At 37.0% G+C, this 22,726-nt stretch carries 25 protein-coding genes; 11 read left to right on the forward strand and 14 right to left on the reverse strand.

The window, feature by feature from the left end:
• Position 1 precedes the first annotated feature (1 nt).
• Genes yhbY through NLW78_RS08820 form a run of 4 tightly spaced genes read right to left on the reverse strand, consistent with a single transcriptional unit; the run spans position 2 to position 2,774 of the window.
• Positions 2–292 carry a ribosome assembly RNA-binding protein YhbY gene (gene yhbY, locus NLW78_RS08805; protein WP_254496677.1) on the reverse strand — a complete coding sequence of 97 codons (291 nt, stop codon included), beginning with the start codon at positions 290–292 and terminating at the stop codon, positions 2–4.
• Positions 293–1,141, reverse strand: coding sequence for a shikimate dehydrogenase (aroE, locus tag NLW78_RS08810; RefSeq protein ID WP_254496678.1), 849 nt, complete (start codon positions 1,139–1,141; stop codon positions 293–295). It lies immediately after the preceding gene.
• Positions 1,142–1,155: 14 nt separating this feature from the next.
• Positions 1,156–2,256 carry a ribosome biogenesis GTPase YqeH gene (yqeH, locus tag NLW78_RS08815; protein WP_254496679.1) on the reverse strand — a complete coding sequence of 367 codons (1,101 nt, stop codon included), beginning with the start codon at positions 2,254–2,256 and terminating at the stop codon, positions 1,156–1,158.
• Entirely contained in the window at positions 2,253–2,774 is a 522-nt protein-coding gene (locus NLW78_RS08820; protein WP_254496680.1) for a YqeG family HAD IIIA-type phosphatase, read from the reverse strand. Before NLW78_RS08820 ends, yqeH begins: the two co-directional genes overlap by 4 nt.
• Before the next feature lie 380 nt (positions 2,775–3,154).
• Here NLW78_RS08820 and NLW78_RS08825 point away from each other — a divergent pair, with 380 nt between their 5' ends.
• The 9 genes from NLW78_RS08825 (at position 3,155) to NLW78_RS08865 (ending at position 9,822) form a co-directional block, all read left to right on the forward strand.
• On the forward strand, positions 3,155–3,295 hold the full coding sequence (locus tag NLW78_RS08825) for a sporulation histidine kinase inhibitor Sda (protein ID WP_254496681.1): 141 nt from the start codon (positions 3,155–3,157) through the stop codon (positions 3,293–3,295).
• 153 nt (positions 3,296–3,448) lie between these two features.
• Positions 3,449–5,782, forward strand: a complete 2,334-nt coding sequence (locus NLW78_RS08830) for a Na+/H+ antiporter subunit A (protein ID WP_254496682.1) — start codon at positions 3,449–3,451, stop codon at positions 5,780–5,782.
• Entirely contained in the window at positions 5,782–6,120 is a 339-nt protein-coding gene (locus tag NLW78_RS08835; RefSeq protein WP_254496683.1) for a Na(+)/H(+) antiporter subunit C, read from the forward strand. The genes NLW78_RS08830 and NLW78_RS08835 overlap by 1 nt, the downstream gene beginning before the upstream one ends.
• Positions 6,113–7,594 carry a Na+/H+ antiporter subunit D gene (locus NLW78_RS08840; protein WP_254496684.1) on the forward strand — a complete coding sequence of 494 codons (1,482 nt, stop codon included), beginning with the start codon at positions 6,113–6,115 and terminating at the stop codon, positions 7,592–7,594. The genes NLW78_RS08835 and NLW78_RS08840 overlap by 8 nt, the downstream gene beginning before the upstream one ends.
• A gap of 7 nt (positions 7,595–7,601) precedes the next feature.
• Entirely contained in the window at positions 7,602–8,078 is a 477-nt protein-coding gene (locus NLW78_RS08845; RefSeq protein WP_254496685.1) for a Na+/H+ antiporter subunit E, read from the forward strand.
• Between the two features lies 1 nt (position 8,079).
• Complete coding sequence (locus NLW78_RS08850; RefSeq protein ID WP_254496686.1) at positions 8,080–8,379, forward strand: Na(+)/H(+) antiporter subunit F1; 300 nt, start codon at positions 8,080–8,082, stop codon at positions 8,377–8,379.
• Complete coding sequence (mnhG, locus tag NLW78_RS08855) at positions 8,360–8,725, forward strand: monovalent cation/H(+) antiporter subunit G (RefSeq protein ID WP_254496687.1); 366 nt, start codon at positions 8,360–8,362, stop codon at positions 8,723–8,725. The genes NLW78_RS08850 and mnhG overlap by 20 nt, the downstream gene beginning before the upstream one ends.
• 158 nt (positions 8,726–8,883) lie before the next feature.
• Entirely contained in the window at positions 8,884–9,573 is a 690-nt protein-coding gene (sigK, locus tag NLW78_RS08860; RefSeq protein ID WP_254496967.1) for an RNA polymerase sporulation sigma factor SigK, read from the forward strand.
• Between the two features lie 90 nt (positions 9,574–9,663).
• Positions 9,664–9,822 carry a hypothetical protein gene (locus tag NLW78_RS08865; RefSeq protein ID WP_302328488.1) on the forward strand — a complete coding sequence of 53 codons (159 nt, stop codon included), beginning with the start codon at positions 9,664–9,666 and terminating at the stop codon, positions 9,820–9,822.
• A 44-nt stretch (positions 9,823–9,866) separates the two neighbouring features.
• Here the strand turns inward: NLW78_RS08865 and NLW78_RS08870 are convergent, their stop codons facing one another.
• Positions 9,867–12,269, reverse strand: coding sequence for a cell wall-binding repeat-containing protein (locus tag NLW78_RS08870; protein WP_254496688.1), 2,403 nt, complete (start codon positions 12,267–12,269; stop codon positions 9,867–9,869).
• Positions 12,270–12,796: 527 nt separating this feature from the next.
• Here NLW78_RS08870 and NLW78_RS08875 point away from each other — a divergent pair.
• Positions 12,797–13,483, forward strand: a complete 687-nt coding sequence (locus NLW78_RS08875; protein WP_254496689.1) for a class I SAM-dependent methyltransferase — start codon at positions 12,797–12,799, stop codon at positions 13,481–13,483.
• Positions 13,484–13,700: 217 nt separating this feature from the next.
• Here the strand turns inward: NLW78_RS08875 and mtnN are convergent, their stop codons facing one another.
• Both mtnN and NLW78_RS08885 read right to left on the reverse strand, forming a co-directional pair.
• Entirely contained in the window at positions 13,701–14,393 is a 693-nt protein-coding gene (gene mtnN, locus NLW78_RS08880) for a 5'-methylthioadenosine/S-adenosylhomocysteine nucleosidase (protein ID WP_254496690.1), read from the reverse strand.
• Positions 14,394–14,418: 25 nt separating this feature from the next.
• Positions 14,419–15,069, reverse strand: a complete 651-nt coding sequence (locus NLW78_RS08885; RefSeq protein ID WP_254496691.1) for a YrrS family protein — start codon at positions 15,067–15,069, stop codon at positions 14,419–14,421.
• 182 nt (positions 15,070–15,251) lie between these two features.
• Here NLW78_RS08885 and NLW78_RS08890 point away from each other — a divergent pair, with 182 nt between their 5' ends.
• The gene (locus tag NLW78_RS08890; RefSeq protein ID WP_254496692.1) at positions 15,252–15,497 is read left to right on the forward strand and encodes a hypothetical protein; all 246 of its coding nucleotides are present in this window, start codon (positions 15,252–15,254) and stop codon (positions 15,495–15,497) included.
• On the opposite strand, the gene NLW78_RS15670 is transcribed toward NLW78_RS08890, so the two are convergent.
• From NLW78_RS15670 to mltG, 7 genes are all read right to left on the reverse strand, one after another.
• Positions 15,489–17,249, reverse strand: coding sequence for a peptidoglycan D,D-transpeptidase FtsI family protein (locus NLW78_RS15670; RefSeq protein ID WP_254496693.1), 1,761 nt, complete (start codon positions 17,247–17,249; stop codon positions 15,489–15,491). The genes NLW78_RS08890 and NLW78_RS15670 overlap by 9 nt on opposite strands.
• Positions 17,250–17,334: 85 nt before the next feature.
• A complete protein-coding gene (greA, locus tag NLW78_RS08900; RefSeq protein WP_254496694.1) occupies positions 17,335–17,811 on the reverse strand; it encodes a transcription elongation factor GreA in 477 nt (158 codons plus the stop codon).
• A gap of 163 nt (positions 17,812–17,974) precedes the next feature.
• The gene (gene udk / locus NLW78_RS08905; RefSeq protein ID WP_254496695.1) at positions 17,975–18,610 is read right to left on the reverse strand and encodes a uridine kinase; all 636 of its coding nucleotides are present in this window, start codon (positions 18,608–18,610) and stop codon (positions 17,975–17,977) included.
• 2 nt (positions 18,611–18,612) lie between these two features.
• Complete coding sequence (locus NLW78_RS08910; protein ID WP_254496696.1) at positions 18,613–19,884, reverse strand: peptidase U32 family protein; 1,272 nt, start codon at positions 19,882–19,884, stop codon at positions 18,613–18,615.
• 18 nt (positions 19,885–19,902) lie between these two features.
• On the reverse strand, positions 19,903–20,832 hold the full coding sequence (locus NLW78_RS08915) for a peptidase U32 family protein (RefSeq protein WP_254496697.1): 930 nt from the start codon (positions 20,830–20,832) through the stop codon (positions 19,903–19,905).
• Positions 20,833–20,837: 5 nt separating this feature from the next.
• Positions 20,838–21,473: an O-methyltransferase gene (locus NLW78_RS08920; RefSeq protein WP_254496698.1), complete on the reverse strand. Its 636-nt coding sequence runs from the start codon at positions 21,471–21,473 to the stop codon at positions 20,838–20,840.
• Between the two features lie 111 nt (positions 21,474–21,584).
• A complete protein-coding gene (gene mltG / locus NLW78_RS08925; protein ID WP_254496699.1) occupies positions 21,585–22,703 on the reverse strand; it encodes an endolytic transglycosylase MltG in 1,119 nt (372 codons plus the stop codon).
• Positions 22,704–22,726 lie beyond the last annotated feature (23 nt).

The following is a 22,726-nucleotide window of genomic DNA, read 5'->3' on the forward strand; positions in this document are numbered from 1 at the left end:
CCTAAGGTAATTGAATTTCTTTATGCTCTTCAGACTCCTTATACAGTACAATTGTATTTCCGATGACTTGTACTAGATGAGCGTTCGTTCCCTCAACAATGTCTGCAGCAATTGAATCCTTATCCTCTAAGCAGTTCTGTAACACACTAACTTTAATTAGCTCTCTTTTCTCCAGTGCTTCATTTACTTGTTGAATTAAGTTATCATTTACGCCACCTTTACCAACCTGAAAAATAGGTTTTAAGTGATGTGCTTTTGATCGTAAGAACCGTTTCTGTTTACCTGTTAACAATTATGATCCACCTTTCAGTTTCTGTTCTAATGGTTGTAATAGCGACTTTGGATCTACTTCAATGCCTGTCCATAACTGGTATGCATATGCCGCTTGATATAATAGCATACCATGTCCATGATGAATTTGTGCACCTAGGGACTTTGCATTTTGTAAAAATGTTGTTTCAATTGGATTGTATACAATGTCACTAAAAATGGTGTTTTTTCTTATGTTTTGCAACTTTATCGGTTGCATGCCCTCATTTGGTGTCATTCCAACTTTTGTCGTTTGAATAACGAGGTCATACTCATTTAGGCGCTTTTCAGCATCACGCAATGTAAGTGCATCACAATCTTTTTCAAGTTTGAATTGTTGCAGTAACGTTTGAGCCTTTTCAACTGTACGGTTTGTTAGATCAATACTTTGGAAACCTCTGTCTAGCAAAGCCCCTACAATTCCTTTAGCAGCCCCACCAGCTCCAATGAGAAGTATTTTACTGTTACTAATATTTCTGAACACATTTGGATGTTCCATTTGTAATGAATGAACATAGCCTTTACCGTCTGTGTTGTATCCAATCCATTTTCCATCCTTTTGTACAACGGTATTTACAGCTTGAACCGCCTTTGCACTTTTATCTAGTTCATCAACATACTTCATTATTTTCTCTTTGTACGGGACTGTAACGTTAAAGCCATCTATCCCCATTAAGCGCAAGGTGTCTACCGATTGATCCAGTTTGTCTTCTCCAATATCAAAGGGGCGATAAATTCCTTGTTCCCCTGTTTGTTGTAAAAAATGACCATGTATCCACGGTGATAAAGAATGTTTAATTGGATTCCCTATTACGCCCAAAAGCAACCCCATAATTCACTCCCCCTTTATATTAATGACGGTCGTAAGGTAACTCTCACTCCTTCAGGTATATGCGCTGTGACTGAAATATTACCTTCAACGACTGTTACCCATCCTAATCCGGAAAATACGATATCCGTTTTTCCCTCTTTTATATGAAAAGTATGAGGTTTCAATGGTGGCAAATGGTTTAACGTTTCCTCACTGGGAGGTGATAACAGTTCGCCAAGATGTTCTTTATATAATTGATCCGCTTTCTCCAACTTTGTTCTATGAATATGAATGTCATTAGCGAAATAACAAACAAATGGTGTTCGATCCCCTTTTTCAAAATCTAACCTGGCTAGCCCACCAAAATATAATGTTTGCTCTGCATTCAATTGATACGTCCTCGGTTTCACCTCTTTTTTCGGCGTGATCGTTTTTAAATCCTTGTCTGATACATAATGGGCCATTTGGTAATGGTTGATAATACCTGGTGTATCAAAAATCGAACTTCCATCTTCTAACGGGATATCTATAAACCCTAAAGTTGTCCCAGGGAAATACGATGTCGTAATCGCTTCGTCTTCACCAGTTGCCTGCTTAATTAAATAATTGATAAACGTAGATTTGCCAACGTTTGTTGTTCCGACAATATAGACATCTTCACCATTTCTTAAAGAATCCAGTTTTCCCATAACATCTTTCATTCCGATTCCCATCTTCGCTGAAACTAGATGAACGTCTTCTACCTTTATGCCTAATTCTTTCGCTGATGCCCTCATCCATTGTTTTACTTTGTTATGGTTTGTTGATTTCGGTAGCAGATCCACCTTGTTACCTATTAAGACAATTGGGTTATTTCCTGTAAACCTATGTAACCCAGGGATAAAGCTTCCGTTCACATCAAAAATATCGACTACATTTACGATTAAACCCTTCGTTTGTCCAATTTCTGTTAACATTTTTAAGAAATCATCATCCGTTAATGATACATCTTGCACTTCATTATAATGCTTTAGTCGAAAGCATCGTTTACAAATGATATCATCACGTTCTAAAGCTGATTTTGGTGCATAGCCTGTTTCATTAGGGTTTTCTGTTTGAACTTGAACCCCGCACCCTTGACATACGATATCCGTCATTTCTTTTCCTCCCATGAAATCATTCCTTTTTTCCGCATCCAGTTTAACAGTATTCGCTCCACTCTTCGATTAAACTTCGTAAAAAACCCATCAGTTTCCACTACAGGTACAACTAAAATGGTATGCAAATTGGCAATATTTCCGCCTAAAACATCTGTTAACAATTGATCCCCAACGACGACAACTTCTTCCGGTTCTAAATTCATTTCTTGTAAAGCAGACTTAAAAGCACCTCCAAGGGGCTTTCTCGCTTTTGATATGAAGGGTATGTTCAACGGCTTTGCAAAGTATTGTACCCGTTCTTCGTTATTATTCGATATGATGGTAACAGTAATGCCATGCTTTTGCATTAAAGTAAACCATTCAATAATTTCAGGTGTTGCATCGGCCTGGTCCCAAGCGACAAGTGTATTATCTAAATCCGTAATAATCCCTTTCATTCCTTTTTCCTTTAAATGCTCCGGTTTAATGTCGAAAACCGTTTGAACATGTTCATTCGGTAAGAATCTCTTCAACAACGTTGGTCACCTCATCTGTATTCATATATATACCTATAACATGATATATAATTTTTCAGTAGTTAGCAAAAAAACTATATTTATGTAATGAAAGATAATCTTAGCACAAAAACCTTTCGACAAATTCCCTTAAATTTTGACTTGTGGATAACTTTATTAACATTATCAACATAGATGTACCAATAGTTACCTCTCAAAAACACAAAATAACCCACAAGTTATACACATTATCATGTGAATAGTTGAGTCATTGTGTTCATTTTCTTTTCATGATAGAGTAAAAATACCTTAAGATTAGAACAGAAATTTGCTCACAACATGGCTAGTAATTAAGTAGGTAGTAAACAGGAGGTGAGCAGCCAATAAAACGGCGGGCACTTATGGAACATTTATCGGACGAGCTGTTATTAGAATCATATGAAAAAGCTCAAGAATTGAATTTAAGTAGAGAATTTATAAAACTAATTGAAGATGAAATTAACAGGAGATCGTTATCTCATAAAATAAAATGTAGCAGTTAAATTAGTAAAGCCTTATTACTTTTGTAATAAGGCTTTTTTATTACATTTTAATTGATTTTCAATTTATCTTTTTAATAAAATGAAAGAAATATTTATTTCGTGTTAAAATGTTAAGAGTGTTAAACGAAAATAGTAAAGGGAGGATTCGCTCAAATGATATTTACCGTATTTGTTCCTCTATTGGTCACACTAATGATTCCTTTTGTAAATAGATGGAAAGAACGCATACATACTGGATGGTTTTTACTGCCGATACCACTTGCGATTTTCATTTATTTTATACAATTTGTAGGAAAGGATTTTCAGCCCTTTTATCAATCTTATTCATGGGTACCTTCTCTACAAATGAATTTGGACTTTTATTTAGACGGATTTAGCTTACTTTTCGCATTATTAATAAGTGGAATAGGGACCCTCGTACTCCTTTACTCCATTTACTACTTACATAAATCCGAAAATTTAGGTCACTTTTACATTTATTTATTTTTATTTATGGCCGCGATGCTCGGGGTAGTCTTATCCGATAATGTGTTTGCGCTTTATGGGTTTTGGGAATTAACATCCTTCTCTTCCTTTTTATTAATCGGATATTGGCATCATCGTGAACGCTCTCGCTATGGTGCACAAAAATCGATGCTGATCACCGTATTTGGTGGATTAAGTTTGTTAGGTGGATTCGTTACATTGGCAACGATAACCGGAACAACTAGTATCCAGCAAATGATTGAACAGAAAGATTTGATTATCGGCCATGCGTACTTTCCGCTAATCTTAATATTTGTGTTTCTAGGTGCATTTACAAAATCAGCACAATTTCCTTTCCATATTTGGTTACCAGATGCAATGGAAGCACCAACACCTGTATCTGCTTACTTACATTCAGCAACAATGGTTAAGGCAGGTATCTTTTTAATCGGTAAGTTTGCTCCAATTCTATCAGGTGTTCCATCATTCTTTATTGTTGTTAGTTTAATTGGGATTATCACATTGTGTTGGGGTTCGTTTATGGCTGTTAGACAGGTTGATTTAAAAGGGATTTTAGCATATTCCACGATTAGTCAATTAGGTATGATTATGGCCATGTTCGGATTTGGGACAAAGGTAGCGATATTTGCTGCGGTGTTCCATATTTTAAACCATGCTACCTTTAAAGGAAGCTTGTTTATGATTGCAGGTATTGTAGACCACGAAACGGGAACACGTGATATCCGAAAACTAGGTGGACTTATGACTCTTATGCCGATTTCCACCACATTAGCTGTTTTTGGAGCGTTCTCCATGGCCGGTGTACCTTTACCATTCTTAAATGGCTTTTATAGTAAAGAAATGTTTTTTGAAGCAACCTTAGATTTTGAGGGTGCTACTGGTCAACTTATGCAATTGTTACAAACAGCCATTCCTTGGTTAGCGGTTTTCGGTAGTATCTTTACATTCGTTTATTCAATGTATTTCTTCTTTGGTACATTTAGAGGGAAATATAAAGAAGATGAACTTGAGCAAAAACCTCATGAAGCACCTTGGGGGATGCTCATTTCACCAATCATTTTAGTAGTTGGTGTCATTACAATTGGACTGTTTCCGAAACTTGTCAATATGCCATTACTTACTCATGCAGCAAGTACTGTAGCAAATACAACGATTGAAAAAAATATTTACTTCTGGCATGGATTTGAATTGCCATTATTCATGTCAATTGCCGTTATCGTATTCGGAACGGTCCTTTACTTAACGATGAAAAAATGGGTACCGGTATATGACGTTTTTCCAGGTAGATGGAACTTTAACCGGGTGTATGACTTTATTGTTGATAAGCTGGAAGAATGGTCAAAGGCTGTTACAGAGTTTTACATGACAGGATCGGTTAAGCATTATGTTCGAAATATCTTAATAGCCATTTTAGTTGTTGGTTTTTCCGTGTTTTGGTTCACAGAAGGTATGACAATCAAAACAGATAACTTAGCAGAAGTAACGTTACCAGAAATTCTTGTTGCCGTTACAATGGCCCTAGCTGCACTCGCAACCATTTTCACGAAAAGTCGTATTGCTGCCATATTAATCTTAGGGGTTGTCGGATACGGTCTTTCGTTATTATTTGTCATGTACCGTGCTCCGGATCTAGCTTTAACTCAACTTATTGTAGAAACAGTCACTGTTGCACTGTTTTTACTCTGTTTCTATCACTTACCAGAGCTAAAGAAGTTAGATCGGGACCCTGTTTCAAGAGGGTTAAATGGCATTGTCGCCATTGCCTTTGGTGCATTTATGGCTCTCATCGGTATTAGTGCGCATAGTAGTAGTTGGTTTGAGCCGATTTCTGGTTACTTCCTCGAAAACGCCCATGATCTTGGGGGCGGAGACAACGTCGTAAACGTCATTTTAGTTGATTTCAGAGGGATTGATACGTTAATGGAAATTGCCGTATTAGGAGTTGCTGCATTAGCCATTTACAGTATGATCCGGTTGCGACGAGATAAGGAGGCCAAATAATGGAGATTATCATGTCCATTCTTGCCGGTATTTTATTTGCCACCGGAGTTTATAACTTATTACAAAAACAAATATTACGTATTGTCATCGGTACGGGGCTCATTTCACACGGTGCACACTTATTTATTTTAACAATGGGAAAGTTGAAAACAGGAGCACCTCCTATACTTGAGTACGGAGTGAAATCATATACTGACCCGTTACCGCAAGCGCTAATTTTAACATCGATTGTCATAAGCTTTGGTGTTACGAGTTTGTTACTCGTTTTAGCTTATCGAACTGCAAAAGCTAACGGTACTGATAATATGGAAGAATTAAGGGGAACTGAAAATGAGTAATTTAGCAGTGTTACCAGTAGTGATTCCGTTTTTAGCTGGAATTTTAGCAACATTCTTTCACAAACGCATAACGATTGTACGCGTGTTTTCACAAATTGCAACCATTATTAGTCTAGGTGTATCCTTATGGATTACCTACTACGTTTCCCAATACGGGACGGTTGTATTGGAAATGGGGGCATGGCAAGCGCCTTATGGAATCGTATTTGTAGCTGACATGTTAGCCATTTCCTTAGTAGTTGCGATTAATGTCGTGGCAACAGCTTGTGTATTTTACGCCCCTGTTTCCTTAACAGAAGAGAAGGAACGTTTTTTCTTTTATACGTTTTACTTTCTCCTTCTAACTGGGGTTGCTGGTGCATTTTTAACAGGGGATTTGTTTAACTTATTCGTCTTTTTTGAGGTATTACTGATAGCATCCTATGGTCTAATCGTCTTAGGAAATGAGAGAGTACAGCTTCGTGAATCGTTAAAGTATGTATTGCTGAACTTATTCTCCTCCATGCTTTTTGTCACAGCAATTGCCTTTATTTATTCGGTTGTAGGAACCGTAAATATGGCACAGATTGCAGAACGTGTTCAAGTCGTTGAACAACACGGTATCTTAACAACGATTGCCGTATTACTCTTTTTTGTATTTGCAACGAAAGCAGCCATTTTTCCGCTTTATTACTGGCTTCCAAAGTCATATGCTGTTCCAAATCCGGTAGTATCTGCCTTATTCGGAGCATTGCTAACGAAAGTTGGGATTTACTCCATTTTACGTGCGTTTACTTTAATTTTCGTACATGATCCTGAAATAACACATCAATTGTTCCTTTGGTTAGCTGCATTAACGATGTTACTGGGAGCGATTGGTGCTTTATCTACCCATAACGTAAAGCTCATCGTGACGTATAACATTATTCCTGCTGTAGGATTTATGTTATTGGGTATCGGTCTACTGTCAGAGACAGGAGTCGCTGGCTCTGTTTATTATTTAATTCACGACATTATTATTAAAGCAGCCCTCTTTCTCATTATTGGTGCTATCGTTGCCTTAATGGGTACATCCAATTTAAAACAAATGGGAGGATTTATACACCACTACCCATTTTTAGGATGGAGTTTTTTTATTGCAACACTAGTACTTGCAGGTATCCCACCATTTAGTGGATTCATCGGTAAACTATTGTTAATACAAGGCGGTGTAGAACAAGGAGAGTTTGCGTTAGTCATCATTGCACTGTTTTCTAGTCTGTTAATTTTACTATCTTTAATGAGGATCTTCATTCGAGGAATATGGGGCGAAAAAGATGAGGAAATGGCAGTGAATAAACCGCTAGCTAGAAAGTTTGCTACACCTGTAGCTTTCCTTCTAATCTTTTCCATATTATTAGGAATTGGTGCAGAATGGTTCTATCCTCATGTAGAACTTATCGCTAATGAATTGTTGGATCCAAACGTTTACATCAATTCTATTTTAAAGGAGTAAATGTTTTATGCCATTGCAAATTGTTTACAATATGATCATTGCCATTATGTGGATGTTTCTGACCGAAACATATACATTTCAAGCTCTTGTGACCGGATACTTAATCGGAATCTTACTTCTATTCCTGTTACAACGTTTCATACCTGATACGTTTTATTTTCGGAGAGTCATAAAAGTCTTTCAATTAATTTTGTTGTTTATTAAAGAGTTAACGTTGTCCAATTTCAGTATTGTTAAGCTTGTGTATAAACCTAAGTTAAACATTGAACCCGGTATTTTCGCTTTACCGACCGAATTAAAAAGTAACTGGGAAATTACATTATTGGCAAATCTTATTACCTTGACACCAGGTACTTTATCTGTCGCTGTGTCGGATGATCAGTCAGTCATTTACATTCATGCTATCGATATTCCTGACGTAGAGAAGGAAATCTCATCTATTAAAGAAACATTTGAAAGAGCGATTATGGAGGTGACGAGATAAGATGAACTATGAAGGCGCATTGCTAGATCAGGTCGCAACAATATGTATCGTTGTACTCTCCATTTCCATTTTGCTGTTACTTTATCGCACATTAAAGGGACCTACAAATCCCGACCGGGCTGTTGCATTAGACACAATTGGTATTAACCTAATGGCTTTAGCTGCATTAGTTGCCATACAGTTGGAAACAACTTGGCTAAATGATGTTATCCTGCTCATTGGAATTTTATTGTTTATCGGTACAGTTGCGTTAGCGAAATTTTTAGAAAAGGGTGTTATCATTGATCGAGATCATAATTAGTTTTTTACTTATTGCCGGCACCTTCTTTATTTTATCTGGCTCGGTTGGTATTATTCGATTCCCTGATGTATACACAAGGCTACATGCAGCAACAAAATCATCAACGTTAGGTGTCTCAAACGTATTAGTCGGCGCATTTTTGTTTATGTATTTTTACGCTGAAACCTTTAGTGGAAAGCTCATATTAGGAATTATTTTCGTATTATTAACGGCACCTGTTTCTGGTCACGTTATTTCCCGTGCAGCCCACCGTAGTGGAGTTGATTTATGGTCAGGAAGCATTAAAGATGCTTACCAAGATGATTTGGATAATGTAAAGAAACTGAAACATACAAATCGAACATAATCGACAAAAATTTAGTAAACCAGACGATTAATCGTCTGGTTTTTTATTTTCCGATATGAAATTTTGATGGACAGACACAATCCATTACACCTCCTCATAAAGTACAAATATAGGCACTTGCCTAATAAGAACCGGAGGTGTTTGTCTTGTTCAGCTTAATGCAAACGATCGCCTACTTCATCAAAGAGATGCTCTTTTTTGCCTCCTATATTAAAAACAATGCTTTTCCGCAACCTTTATCACCTGAAGATGAAGCAAAATATTTAAAGCAAATGCAAGAAGGGGATCAACACGCCCGTAATATGCTCATCGAACATAACTTACGTCTAGTGGCACATATTGTCAAAAAATACGAAAACACAAATGAAGACCAAGAGGATTTAATTTCAATTGGAACCATAGGCTTAATCAAAGGAATCGAAAGTTACTCACCTGACAAAGGTACAAAGTTAGCTACGTATGCTGCCCGGTGTATTGAAAACGAAATATTAATGTTCTTACGATCGTTAAAAAAGACAAAGAAGGATGTTTCCTTACATGATCCAATTGGTCAAGATAAAGAAGGAAATGAAATTTGTTTAATGGATATTTTAAAAGCTGAACATCCGGATATTGTTGAACATATCCAAACGAATATGGAGATTGAAAAGATTAACGAATATATTACTATTTTAGACGATCGTGAAAAAGAAGTGATTATGAAACGTTATGGACTGGGGAGTTATAAGGAACTGACACAGCGGGAAATTGCAAAAAAACTCGGTATTTCTAGAAGTTACGTGTCAAGAATCGAAAAGCGTGCACTTATGAAGATTTTTCATGCTTTTTACCAAGATCAACGAAAATAAAGGAAAAACATGAAATGGGACATTATCCTATACACATTTTCACCGTTTGCATATGTTATTAGAAAGCAGATGAAGTGAGGTGAATGTCCTTTGTCTCATTTTGGATATGGACCAGTGGGTAGTTACCCAGTTCCACCTTATTATCCACCATATGGAGGTTATGGTGGCGGGTTTGGATATAGTCTCTTAATTGTATTACTCATTTTACTTCTTGTATTAGGTGGCTATTACTATTTTCATTATGCATAAAAACACCACCTTTCCAATATAGGAAAGGTGGTTATCTTTTTCCCTTACTTCATAAATAGCTCTTGAATATTGTGTCGTACATCGTTGTGAATCGCACCGTAACCACCTAAATAATAAAACTCCGGGATGGTTGATTGTTGTGTTAACCATTGTTGAACACTTGATGGTATTTGGTTGTTTTCTACTAAAATGATTGGTGCTGAAAGTTTTGCAGCAAGCGGAGCTCCGGTTAAAGAGTCAATGTATTGTACCTGTTTCTCTACTTCATTTGATTGACCACGGGCAAAAAACATTTTGTTACCTGTGAACGGAAAATAGTTTGCAATTGCAAGACTAGTTTCATAGCGATTTGTTCCAGCAATACGAATCATTTGGCTATCATTGTATCCCAATGACCTTAATTGGTCCTCAATACGCCCGGAAACCGCTCCTTTTTCTCCACCAATAATATAAACACGATGAATACCATCCAAGGATTTTATATAATTATATATTTCATCTGGCAATTGATCATATTTTGTTAGTAAGATCGGCATTTGTCTTAAACCAGCAAAGGGAGCAATAGATAGAGCATCAGGAGAGTATTCATTTCCTGTTGTAATAACAATTTCATTAACTGGCTGATTGTTCGTAATATTTTTTGCAATTTCAACCGATGTAGAATACCTCGTAGTCCCTGCTACCCGTTTAATTTGTCCAGAACTTAAATAAGGTTTTTCGGACAAGGCTTCTTCTACTTGTTTTGAAATTGCCCCGTTTTCTCCACCCAATAAATACACAGTTTGCGGTTGAAGGCGATCTAATTCTTCTTCAACTTCAGTAGGAAGTTGATCATATTTTGTTAATAGGATAGGCAGGTTAAATCTCTTCGCCAGAACACTTCCAGCCATTGCGTCTACTGGTAAATCTCCTCTAGCTAATATGACTCCGTCTCCTTGAGATGTCGACCAACCATATTTCGATATCGCAGCACCCGTACTATACCGCGTGTCACCATATAATTCTACTACTCCATTTAACGTAACGGATGATACGTAGTACTGTTGACTAGAACCTTCATATTGTACAGGATACCAGGCGAAATGATTATGTTTTGATGAATCATAAATAATCTCACCATTGATATATAAAGGGGTATTCGGTTGTAATACTTCTTCTACGTTTCCGTCCCTTACCCGAGGTTCACTGCGTAAATTAACTTGTTGAGAAGTAATGACTCTTTCTCCCCGTTGATAATTTTGCTTTGTAAACTGTAAAGGACCGTCAATCTTTATCTCATTATCTTTAAACAATATGCGAGATCCGTATTGATCTTCATAATACGTATTTAAACGATTTGTTGGAAAGGGTGCGATTTGTAAAAGACCGTACGTTTTCATATGTTGATAGATTTTTTCCTGATAAGGATTATGACTTGAGAAGGTAGGATCATTTGACTTTACTACTCCATTATAAGCAAGAATAGCAAAGTACCAGTGATCAACAATCTCCTCTGAACCGTTATTAACCTTTGGTAACGTATAAAACGTATTCGTTTTCGGGTACGTTAAATTCCATTTCTGTTTTAAAATTTTAATACCTTCTTCAATATTAAATTCCATATCATTTTTCAAGCGATCCACGTACTCTATATCATTGGAATCATAACTAGTAACCTGCATAATTCCAATTCCTCTACAATCAAAGCTAATAACAGGTTCACCTTTTCTCCAGTTTTGACAATCCTTAGCGTTCGGGTTGTCCGATTCCCACCATTGACGCCATCCGCTTTCTTGCCATGCGATTGCTTTTACCACTTCTGGGGGAACCCGATGTTCGATAGCCTTTTCTGTTAATAATTGGCTTACGACTGCGGGTGGATTTAACTGGTCCGCTGATTTAGATGAAACGAACGGTTTGTCTAATTCTTCTGATTTCGTTTGAACGAGTTGAACATCACCTTGTTGAAATTCATACGTATTCGTTACCACGGCAGAAGGTGATATATGTTGATCTTCCCCGTTATATTGAGGATACTTCACGTGCAGCTGGTCTTGCTCAAAGGTCATTTCCCCTTGTGTAAATTGTTCCGATTTAAATGATAGTTCTACTTGTCCTTTATTTGTCAGTTGTAGTACTTCAAACTGCATAGTCCCACTTGATCCGTAAAATCGATACAAAAGAATGAGATATTTTATTCCTTCGTGTTCATATTGAATAACAGTTGAAATTGATCCAAAGTATACTTGATTGGCATAAACTTCTTTATTTTGTGCATCTTCAATCATAATTTCCGATATTTGTTCACGGTTTTGAATGTGTATGTCCAAATCATACATAGTTAATGATGTCTTATCGGTGGATATAGAGTGTTCTTTATAATGGTTAGAGGCGTGTATGGTTGGTTGGACAATAAAGAGGGTGATGAATACGAAAGTGGTTAGTTTCATAACCATAAGTGATTTCATTGCTGTCTCTCCCTTTGAAGTGATAATCTAGTAAAACTATATGTTATAGTATAACGACGATTTTAAAAGGAATCTATATTTATATAAAAGTAATAAGTGGTAATTTGTGGAGTCATATTTTTGCAAAAAAAAAAAAAAAGCTAGCCTATGACTAACGGGTTCAGTTCTAGGAGAGAAAACAATAAATAACACACCGAATAGGGGTACAAATCGCACAGCGTTTCGTACTCCTATTTTTATTGATATAACAACATTTATTAACTTTTAACACCAGAATTCACATTACAAATAACAACCTTTTTAACAACCGTACATAGATTTATGTACCGCTGCAATTAATGTGCTAAATAGCGTGTTAAAAGCTATGTTATTTATATTGCTATTTGTGATGTTAATTATGACTAATTCTATTTTTCGGAAAGGTTCTCTGGGATTTTATGTTAAAATATAGAAAAAGGAACAGGATACCCTTGTTCAACTAACGGGCAGTAGAGTTTAAGAGCTGACGAGAAAAAAAGGGGGATATTATGGTTTACCGTTATTCCGATTTTTATGACGATAAGACTGTATTTGAACAATACATTAACCAAAGAAGAAGCGTGGATAATCTAAATGATGTAATAGAGAAACCTATTTTGGTTGATTTGATAGGTAATGTCAAAGGCAAAGATATATTGGACTTAGGTTGTGGAGATGGGGAAATTGGTTTTGACTTTTTAAATCATGGTTGTCTGAGCTATACAGGCGTAGATGGTTCTAAGAATATGATTGACTTTGCCAACAAAAATTTCGCTGGAGTAAAAAATGCTCAATTTGAAAAATCATTGTTACAAGAATGGAACTTTCCTACAAGGGCATACGATATGGTTGTTTCCCGTATGAGCTTACATTACCTATCTGATAGTGATTTACTAAATCTCTTTAATGAGGTATATCAATCATTAAAAGTGGGAGGAGAATTTGTATTTTCCGTAGAACACCCTTTCGCTACTTTTAATAATTATTCTCAGGACTATTATGAAGTTGGAGAACAGGTATGTTATTGGCTCGACAATGAAGTAATAAAAGTCCATAGAAAGATAGAAGATTATTTTAATTTATTGCAACAGGCTGGATTTAAAATTGCTGGTCTTCGTGAAAATCGTAGAATAGATGAACTCGAAGGTGAAGAAAAAAAGATGCCTCTGGTTCTTTTGCTAAAATCTGAGAAATAACCTTATTCAGCTAACGGGGGCTTTAGTTGAAGAAGAAATTTAAATGATACGATAAAAAACGCTCAGATAAAATTTTCTGAGCGTTTTTGTTTGCTGTTTATACTGTTAATTATAGTTCGGAATGTATGCTAATTATCATGTTATTTATATTGCGATTAGCATTTTTCCCTCCCGAAACTGAACCCGTTAGCCTATGACGGCTAGCTTAACTTTATGGTTACAATTTCTTAATCATGTTCATAATTAATGAGGCAGAATGTCTACCTGCTTGATCAATAAATTTTTCAAATGAAACTGATGATTCTTTTCCAGCAATATCAGAAAGCGCGCGAATGATAACGAAGGGAGTCCTGTAGTGGTAACATACTTGTGCAATCGCTGCTGCTTCCATTTCTGCTGCTTCCATAGTCGGAAACTTATGACGAACAAATTCAACACGGCCAGGGTCCGACATAAACGAATCTCCTGTTGCAATCAATCCCTTTTTCGCATTCATCCCCTTAACATGTTCCGTAGCCTCTATTGCCAGGGAAATAAGCTTTTTATCTGCTTCATAGTAAGGAGGCATAGCCGGAACTTGTCCATATTCATAATCGAACGCTGTCACGTCAACATCATGGTAGACAACACGATCGGAAATGACAAGATCACCAACTTCTAAATCTTTTGCAAATCCTCCGGCTGATCCTGTATTCACGACCACACTCGGTTTACATTGTTCATGTAAAATTGTTGTAGACATAGCAGCATTTACCTTACCTATTCCTGACTTCAACAATACAATTTCTTTTCCGGATAGTGTTCCTTTATACAATTGACAGCCTGCTATTTCCACTTCTTCTTTAACGTCCATTTCTTTCTTTAATAAACGGATTTCTTCATCCATTGCTCCAATAATGCCAATAGTCAATTTACTCCACCACTTTCATATCTAGTTAGTCTTCAAATCGCCATTTTTGGTCGTTTTCTTTTAGCAACTCTACTTTAGTAGGTTCCCAACCATTTTCCGTGACCCAATGTAAATAAACCCTATACGTTTCGGTTTGATCCCGGTTAGATACGGTGATTACCGGTTTTTGCGGATCTTCATTACTTCCTTTTACCCACCAAATGATACTATCTCCTTCTTCTAATTCCGTTGCATAATGAACGGCTAATATCATTTCTTCCCAATCTACTGTACTGTCATCGTATGTAGTAACGTGTGGTTCATCTTGTTCTGTACCGATTGGTTCCCAATCTTTCACAATTGTTTCTAAGACATTTTCATCTGCATTTTCGATTCCTTCTTCTAAGTCGTCATTACGTTCAGTTTCTCCATGTTGTTGTTCTTCATCAGCTTGTCCTTCACCGTTACCCTCTTCATTTTCCTCGTCTTCACCTGCTGGCCCAGAAGAGTTAATAGAGTTGGAATGGTTTGAGGCAGGGTTGTCTGCACTGTCATTAAAAAAGAAGAGATTTACGATTAGAAACAGGCCTGTGAAGACGGCTAATAGTAAAATTACATTTAGTTTCCTTGTTTTTCTTCTTCTTGCTTCATATCGAGACACTCTCGATTCATCATCAAAAAATGAGTTATGTGACATCTACACTTCCCCCCTTTTTTTCATTATACTATGCTCTCTATCGAGAACCAATTCATAAATATAACTCTCTAGTCGATATTTATATTTTTCTGTCTAAATGGTTCTAGTTTTGACATAGGAAAAGGAGTTTCAACATATATATCTAATAACAGTTGCAAGAGTATAAAAAGGGGGGACTTACGGTGAAACGAACGAAGTTCAGTCAACATTTATGGTGTCTACGTACTTTTAATGAAATTGCATATGACCATGAGACCAAACGGTTATACATATTTCTTTTCACAGGGGCCATGATCGAATTTCAACAAGTTCCTGAAGCAGATGTATTTCAGTTGGTCATATCAAATCAGAAAGAGGAAATGATAGAACAGTTTAAACTCTCGTTCCCAACGATTATCCATCGTGGAAAAAGAACGATATCAGTTTAACTGTTCTTTTTCGTATAGAAATTGTACCATATCCTTATAAACATGTAAGTGAGCTTCAGTCTTTTCTGTTTGATATAGGTCAACAACAACCATAGCATACTTTGGATTACTAACAGGAAAAAATCCACCGAACCAATAATGATGTCCCATTGCACCCTCTTCATCTGCACTCATTTTCAATTCAGCGGTACCGGTTTTACCGGCTACCTCAAGGCCAGATAATGAACGAGCAGTACCAGTTTCCGTTACTAAATGAAGTAGATATGAAAGTACCTCAGCCGTATTCGAATTAATACGGCTTCCTATGTTCATTTTTTGTTGTGGAAACTGTTTCATGACTGCTCCATTTTTATATTGAATGCGTGAAACACCTCTTACTTGCTTTACAACACCATTATCTGCTATCGTTGCCATCATATTCGCAACCGCTAAGGGGGTAACTTTTACTTCTTTTTGTCCTATTGATGTTTGGTAAATAGCCCGTTCAGAGTTGCGATCATAGTCATCTCCCCAAACTTTCCCTCTCTCCTCCTCTGGAAACTGCTTAAACTCACGTAAACGAAATACGTCACCACGCCATCCAACATATTTCGTAAGCCCTAACCGTTCTGCCATATCTGATAAGCTGTTTCGGTCATGCCCCATTAAGTCATGACCAAGTAGGGCAAAAGCTCGATTACAACTTAAGGCAAAGCTTTCCTCAAACGTTAACTCACCTAACTGACGTGGATCCTCATTCTCTCCATATAGGTCTAAGTTACAAGGGAACGTTTTACCTTCCCTAACTATACCTTCCTCAATTGCAGCTGCTGCAACTACTGTTTTAAATACCGAGCCTGGAAAATGGGCTGTTAACATTTGATTTTTCATGGCACCATTTTCATAGGGATTTTCCTTGTTAATTGAAGGTTTACTCACCATTGCTAGTACATCTCGACTCATTATATCTAAGAGCACAAGTCCCCCTTGTTCTATATCATTTTGGCTCAACAGTTGTTCTGCTTTTTGTTGTATGTCCTCATTAAGGGTTGTCTCCATCTTAACAGGATAAAACCCATCATCGTGTCCGGCATACAGTAAATGAAATCCATACAGTGGTTTTCCTCTACCGTCTACATGAAATAAAAGCCGTTCATCATTATTGGATAACAAAAATGAATCAAATGTTTTTTGTAACCCAGATATACCTACAGGTTTCGGGATATCATGCTCATGATGGTTCTCATAACGGTCAAAAAAGATCTGATGGTTGTTTCGAACGAGTCCAATAAAATGTTCAGCGATTTGAGGGTCTCCTTGTTTTATACGTTCAATTGGTATTAATCCTAGTACGTCGTTTTGTTGTAGTTCATTATATAATGCCTTTGTGATTTGGACCTCTTGAAATAAATCGGTTATAAAAGTCGGAGACGTTAACGATTGCCATGTATCTTGCAGTTGCTGCTGTTCTACTTGAAGTTTCCTTGCAATTTCTCCATAGTTGATATCTACATCATCAGGAACTGGAAAGACTACGACATCATAAATCATTTCATTTGTTAAATGTTTACCGTTTCGATCTACTATTGTCCCTCTACCATCTGCTAAAACTAATTGATGTGAACGTTGTTTCACACTTTGTTCTAATAAGTTTACATCGTTTTGCCCATACTGCTCAGGCGAAAATAATTGTAACTGGCTCAACTGATATAACATTACAGCAAAGAGTATAATATTAGTAACAACTATAAACACAATTCTCTTTTTTTTCACATTTTCTCACCCGATAACAGTTTCGCCAAAAAAACAATCCGTTAAAAGATAAAAAGGTGAAATCTGTTAAGATTTCACCTTTTCTTTATTCAACCTTTAATATTTTTACATTCATTTCTCCACCTGGTGTTACAACGGTTACTTCTTCACCAACTTCATGGCCGAGCAAACTTTTGGCCATAGGCGAATCGTTAGAGATTTTCCCTTCAAATGGGTCTGCTTCTGCACTACCTACAATGGTATATGTTTCTTCATCACCTTCAGGCAGTTCTTGAAATGTAACGGATTTTCCAAGTTGTACAATATTTTGATTGTTTGTGTCATTTTCAATAATAACAGCATTACGAATCATATTTTCTACTTGCGCTATTCTTGATTCCAAAAATGCTTGTTCATCTTTAGCAGCATCATATTCGGAGTTCTCTGATAAGTCACCGAATCCTCTTGCTACTTTAATTCGTTCGACTACTTCTTGACGTCTTTCTGTTTTTAGATGGTGCAGTTCTTTTTCTAATTTTTCTTTACCTTCTTGTGTCATGTAATAGTTTTTTTCTTGAGCCATACCTATCAACACTCCTTCAATGCGGTATTCACCATACAAAAATGAGCAGCACGGATGCGTGCGCTCAACCTTATAATTATTTATAGCTATTTTACATGGTTTATAGAACTTACTTCATTACTATGGCAGATTTTTTTGAAATTTTCAATAGTTTTACCCATTTTTATGATATTGACCGTTCTGCCAACACACTTCTAATTTTTGTTGTCATTAAATCAATGGCTACGTGATTTTGTCCACCTTCCGGGATAATAATATCTGCGTATCGCTTCGTTGGTTCGATAAACTGTAGATGCATCGGTCTAACAATATTCACATACTGGTCAATTACCGAGTCAATTGTTCTACCTCTCTCATTAATATCCCGCATTAGTCTCCGAATAATACGGATATCCGCATCTGTATCTACGAAAACTTTAATGTCCATTAAATCACGCAGACGCTCATCTTCTAAAACAAGAATCCCCTCTAAAATAATAACATCTTTCGGCTCCACATCAATAACCCGTTCAGATCTCGTGTGTAATTTATAGTCATACACCGGCTTTTCGATTTTTTCCCTTTTTAATAGTTGTTGAATGTGTTCAATTAAAAGATCATTATCAAAAGCTAATGGATGGTCATAGTTTGTATTTAATCGCTCTTCCAATGGAAGGTGACTTTGGTCTTTGTAGTAATAGTCTTGCTCTAACATTAGAATCGTTTTATCCGTGAAGTGCTGATAGATCGCTTTCGTTACAGATGTCTTTCCTGATCCTGATCCACCGGCAACTCCTATTACAACGGGTTTGTCAGACATGTTTAGCGGAGCTCCTTTCGCATCATGTTGTACGGGTATACGGGCTGATCTACTTTTATTTTTACAGCTTGTAATGGATGACGCGCAGCATCAATTTCGTTTCCATCTTCATCCCATATTGTACCAACGGTTTGACGGAATCCACTAATTTCCGGTCCGAAAAATTCAATTTGATCACCTGGTTTAAAGTGGTTACGCTGTTGAATCGTTGCAATGTTTTCATTTACATCGAAATCGAGCACTTGTCCTGCAAAGACATAGTTTGTCTTTTTACCGTGGTTTCCATACATTTGCTCTTTATAGCTTGGTACCCCTTCATAAAAAGCAGAGGCCGTATCACGGTTTGCACATTTATCTAACTCTTCCAGCCACTCTTTTTGGACTGTAAAGTTATCTGGGTCTTCACAATACGCATCAATTACTTTACGGTATACACTTACTACCGTTGCCACATAGTGAATAGATTTCATACGCCCCTCGATTTTCAAGCTATCGATTCCAATTTCAATCATTTTCGGAATAGATAGAATCAAATTTAAGTCTTTTGGACTCATTGCAAATGGTGCATCCTCTTCAGAAAATAACGGTTTATCAGTTGCTTTGTCATCTTGCTTCATTAAGTCATAGTCCCATCGACAGGATTGACAACAGCCACCCCGATTGGAGTCACGGGCTGTCATATGATTACTCAACACACATCGCCCCGAATATGCTATACACATTGCTCCGTGAATGAAGGACTCAATTTCAATGTCAACTTTTTCTTTTATTTCTTTTATTTCTTGGTGACTCGTCTCACGAGCAAGTACAACCCGCTCTAGTCCTTCATCCTTCCAAAATTGTACGGCTTTCCAGTTTGAAAGGGACTGCTGTGTACTTAAATGTACCTCTAGCTTCGGAGCTACTCGTTTACACGTTTCAATGATTAATGGATCAGCTACGATAATTCCTGTAACACCAGCACGTTCAATCCCTTGTAAATATTCTTCTAACCCATCCATGTTTTCATTATGCGCATAAATGTTCGTCGTAACATAAATTTTTGCACCGAAACGGTTGGCAAACTCAACCCCTTCCTGCATTTCTTCCAGGGAAAAGTTATCAGCATTTGAGCGTAAACCGAATTCTCGACCACCTATAAAAACAGCATCGGCACCGTATCGTACCGCTACTTTCAGCTTTTCTAAGTTACCAGCTGGAGCTAATAATTCAGGTTTTTTTACTATTACACGCTTTCCATTTTCAACCTTAGAAATTTCCTGTTTAACAGCCATCGTTATCCTTCCTCCTTCTTAATAAACCGTCTCTTTAAAGAAAAATCCTGTATCTAAATCCCGATTTTTCGGTTGCACTTTTTGAACTTCACGATATAACTCATCTTTCATTTCAAAATACTTGTCCTCATCTTCTACATAGGTGTCAATTGCTTTCCTGTATAGTGCTACAATCGTTTCTAAATAGTAGGATGATTTTAAGACACCGTCAATTTTTAAAGAATCAACTTCAGCATCGATTAGCTCATCCAATTCATCAATCATACAAACATCATTTGGACTCATAATATGGGTTCCATTTTCATCTTCGAAAATTGGATAACGGTTATCTCGTTCAGGGTCATATAAATACAGTGATTCATCCATCCCGTATTGCTCAATCTTTAAGTTTTTCCCTTGATAGCGGAAATAGTTACCAATTAACATCCGCTTCGATTGGAACATACATGTCATACCATGTATTTGTACTTCAATTTCAACTTCAGTCTTTTCCTTCGTATCAATCACTGAGTCTAAACTTAGCTCACGTGCTAAAATGGCGCGGGAAGCACCTTTACGCCCCCAATAGTTACATGTAAACCAGTTGGTCGCAGTTGTTTCTGTGCTCCATTGAAGCTTTAAGTTTGGCGCCACTTCTTTTGCTGCCATTAAAACAGCTGGGTCACCAAATACGACAGCGTCTGGCTTTACTTCATGTAAAAACGCTAGGTAATCCGTAAGTTCATCAACCTTATCATTATGAAAAATAGCATTCATAGCTACGTAAACTTTCTTTTTTAAACGGTGAGCAATTTCAATAGCTTCCTTTACCTCATTACGGTTAAATTCCCCTGCTAAACGAAGACCAAATTTCTGCTCTCCAATCACAAATGCGTCTGCACCTGCTTTGGCAAGTCTTTCAATATCTTCAACGGAAGTTGGTGTTACTAACAATTCCGGTTTGTTCATGTTTATCACCTCTTTACGGATATAGCAACCCCGTCCCCTACTGGAACGATTGTTGTATCAAACTCTTTTTGTTCGATAAGCCAGTCGTTAAATTGGCGAACTTTACTTCCTATCTTTTGAAAGCGATCATTATCATCATCTTTCTCAACGACATAGCCTTTAAAAATTACGTTATCTGTAATTACAGTACCACCTGTAGATACAGCCTTTGAAAATATATCGAAAAATTGCTGGTATTGCCCTTTTGCAGCATCTATAAAAACCAAATCATATGGCCCCTTCGCTAATAATTGGTCAGCTTGCTCCAATGCATCTCCTTCAACTACGTGAATATGATCTTCATAGTTTGCTTCATTTATAAACGAATGGGCGACTGATATACGTGTCATGTCCCGTTCAGCTGTAACGATGGTAGCTTGCGGAAAAGCGTCCAACATACGGATAGCAGAGTAGCCGATTGCCGTCCCAATTTCTAAAATTCGTTTTGGACGTTGGATACGTATGATTTGTTGCAACAGCTCTATTCCAAACGAATCCATAATCGGAACATTATGCTCCTCTGCATACTGTTCCATCGTTTGAATGAGCTTGCTTTTTTCTTTCATTGTAGACAACAAATATGCTTTTAAACTATCTTCCATCCTGTTACGCCCTCCTCGGAACATTCATGGTTTCACTTTTAACCAAACTATAACATTTTAACACAAAAAAAGCAGGGAATGCGAATGATATTATCGCATCCCCCCTCTTGCTTATCTTCGGTGTTCTTCAATTAATTGTAAATGTTTTTCATACGTTTCCGCGTAATAAATTTCTCCATCAAGTGATGCCAAAAAGTAGTAATAATTAGACGGTTCTGGATTAATCGCAGCTTCAATTGAGTTCTCAGCAAAATTGGAAATCGGTCCAACAGGTAATCCAGCATACTTATACGTATTATAAGGTGAATCCACTTCTAAGTCTTCATATAAAACGCGATCCTTTTTTACACCTAGTGCATATAAAACAGTCGGATCAGTTTGGAGGGGCATGCTTGCCTCTAGCCGGTTATAGAACACCCCTGATATTCGTTTCCGATGCTCTGCATCTCTAGCTTCATTTTCTATTAAAGAAGCCATCGTAACAAGTTCATGTACTGACCAATTCATATCTCCGATTTGCTCAACATATGGCAAGATAATATCTTCGGTCTTCGTTAGCATCTTTTCAACAATGTCTTCTACAGTTATATTTTCCTCATAAAAATCATATGTTGCAGCAAATAAGTAACCTTCCAACGGTGTCCGAATATCCGGGTGTAGAATTTCTTCACTTAGTATAGTTGGATATAACTCAATGAGTTCTTCAATATAATCCGTGTTATTAACTTTGTCCAAAAACTCGTCTTCGCTAACCGGTGTATGGGTCGCGAAAAGTGTTGCCATCTCTTCTATTGTTTTTCCTTCGGGAATGGTTACGACATAAACAGGGTCTAGCAATACCTTACCTGTTTTAAGTGCAGCAATAATCTCATCTAAGGTCATAGACGGAGAAAATTCATATGTTCCTGCTTGGAAATCTGATTCATTTTTAAATTTTACGTAATAACGAAATACTTTACCGTTACTAATGATTCCATTTTCCTCTAATATGTTACCTATCATTCCAACTGTGGAGCCTAATGGAATGTCTATTTCGGTTATTTCGTCACTGTTTGGATCTACCGGTTGAACAGCTGTTTTCAAGTAAGAATAGCCATATATCCCAACTGTTATCATAGCCGTAAGAATAACGAATAAAGTAATAAAGACAATTCTTCTGGCAAGCTTTCTTTCTTCATATTGCGTTTTTAATTTTTGGCGATATTGGTCGCCCTTTTTTGAAGCAGACATGAGCCTCCTCCTTTCATTCCGGT

It is taken from the genome of Salirhabdus salicampi, from assembly GCF_024259515.1.
GTDB lineage: Bacteria > Bacillota > Bacilli > Bacillales > Alkalibacillaceae > Salirhabdus_A > Salirhabdus_A salicampi.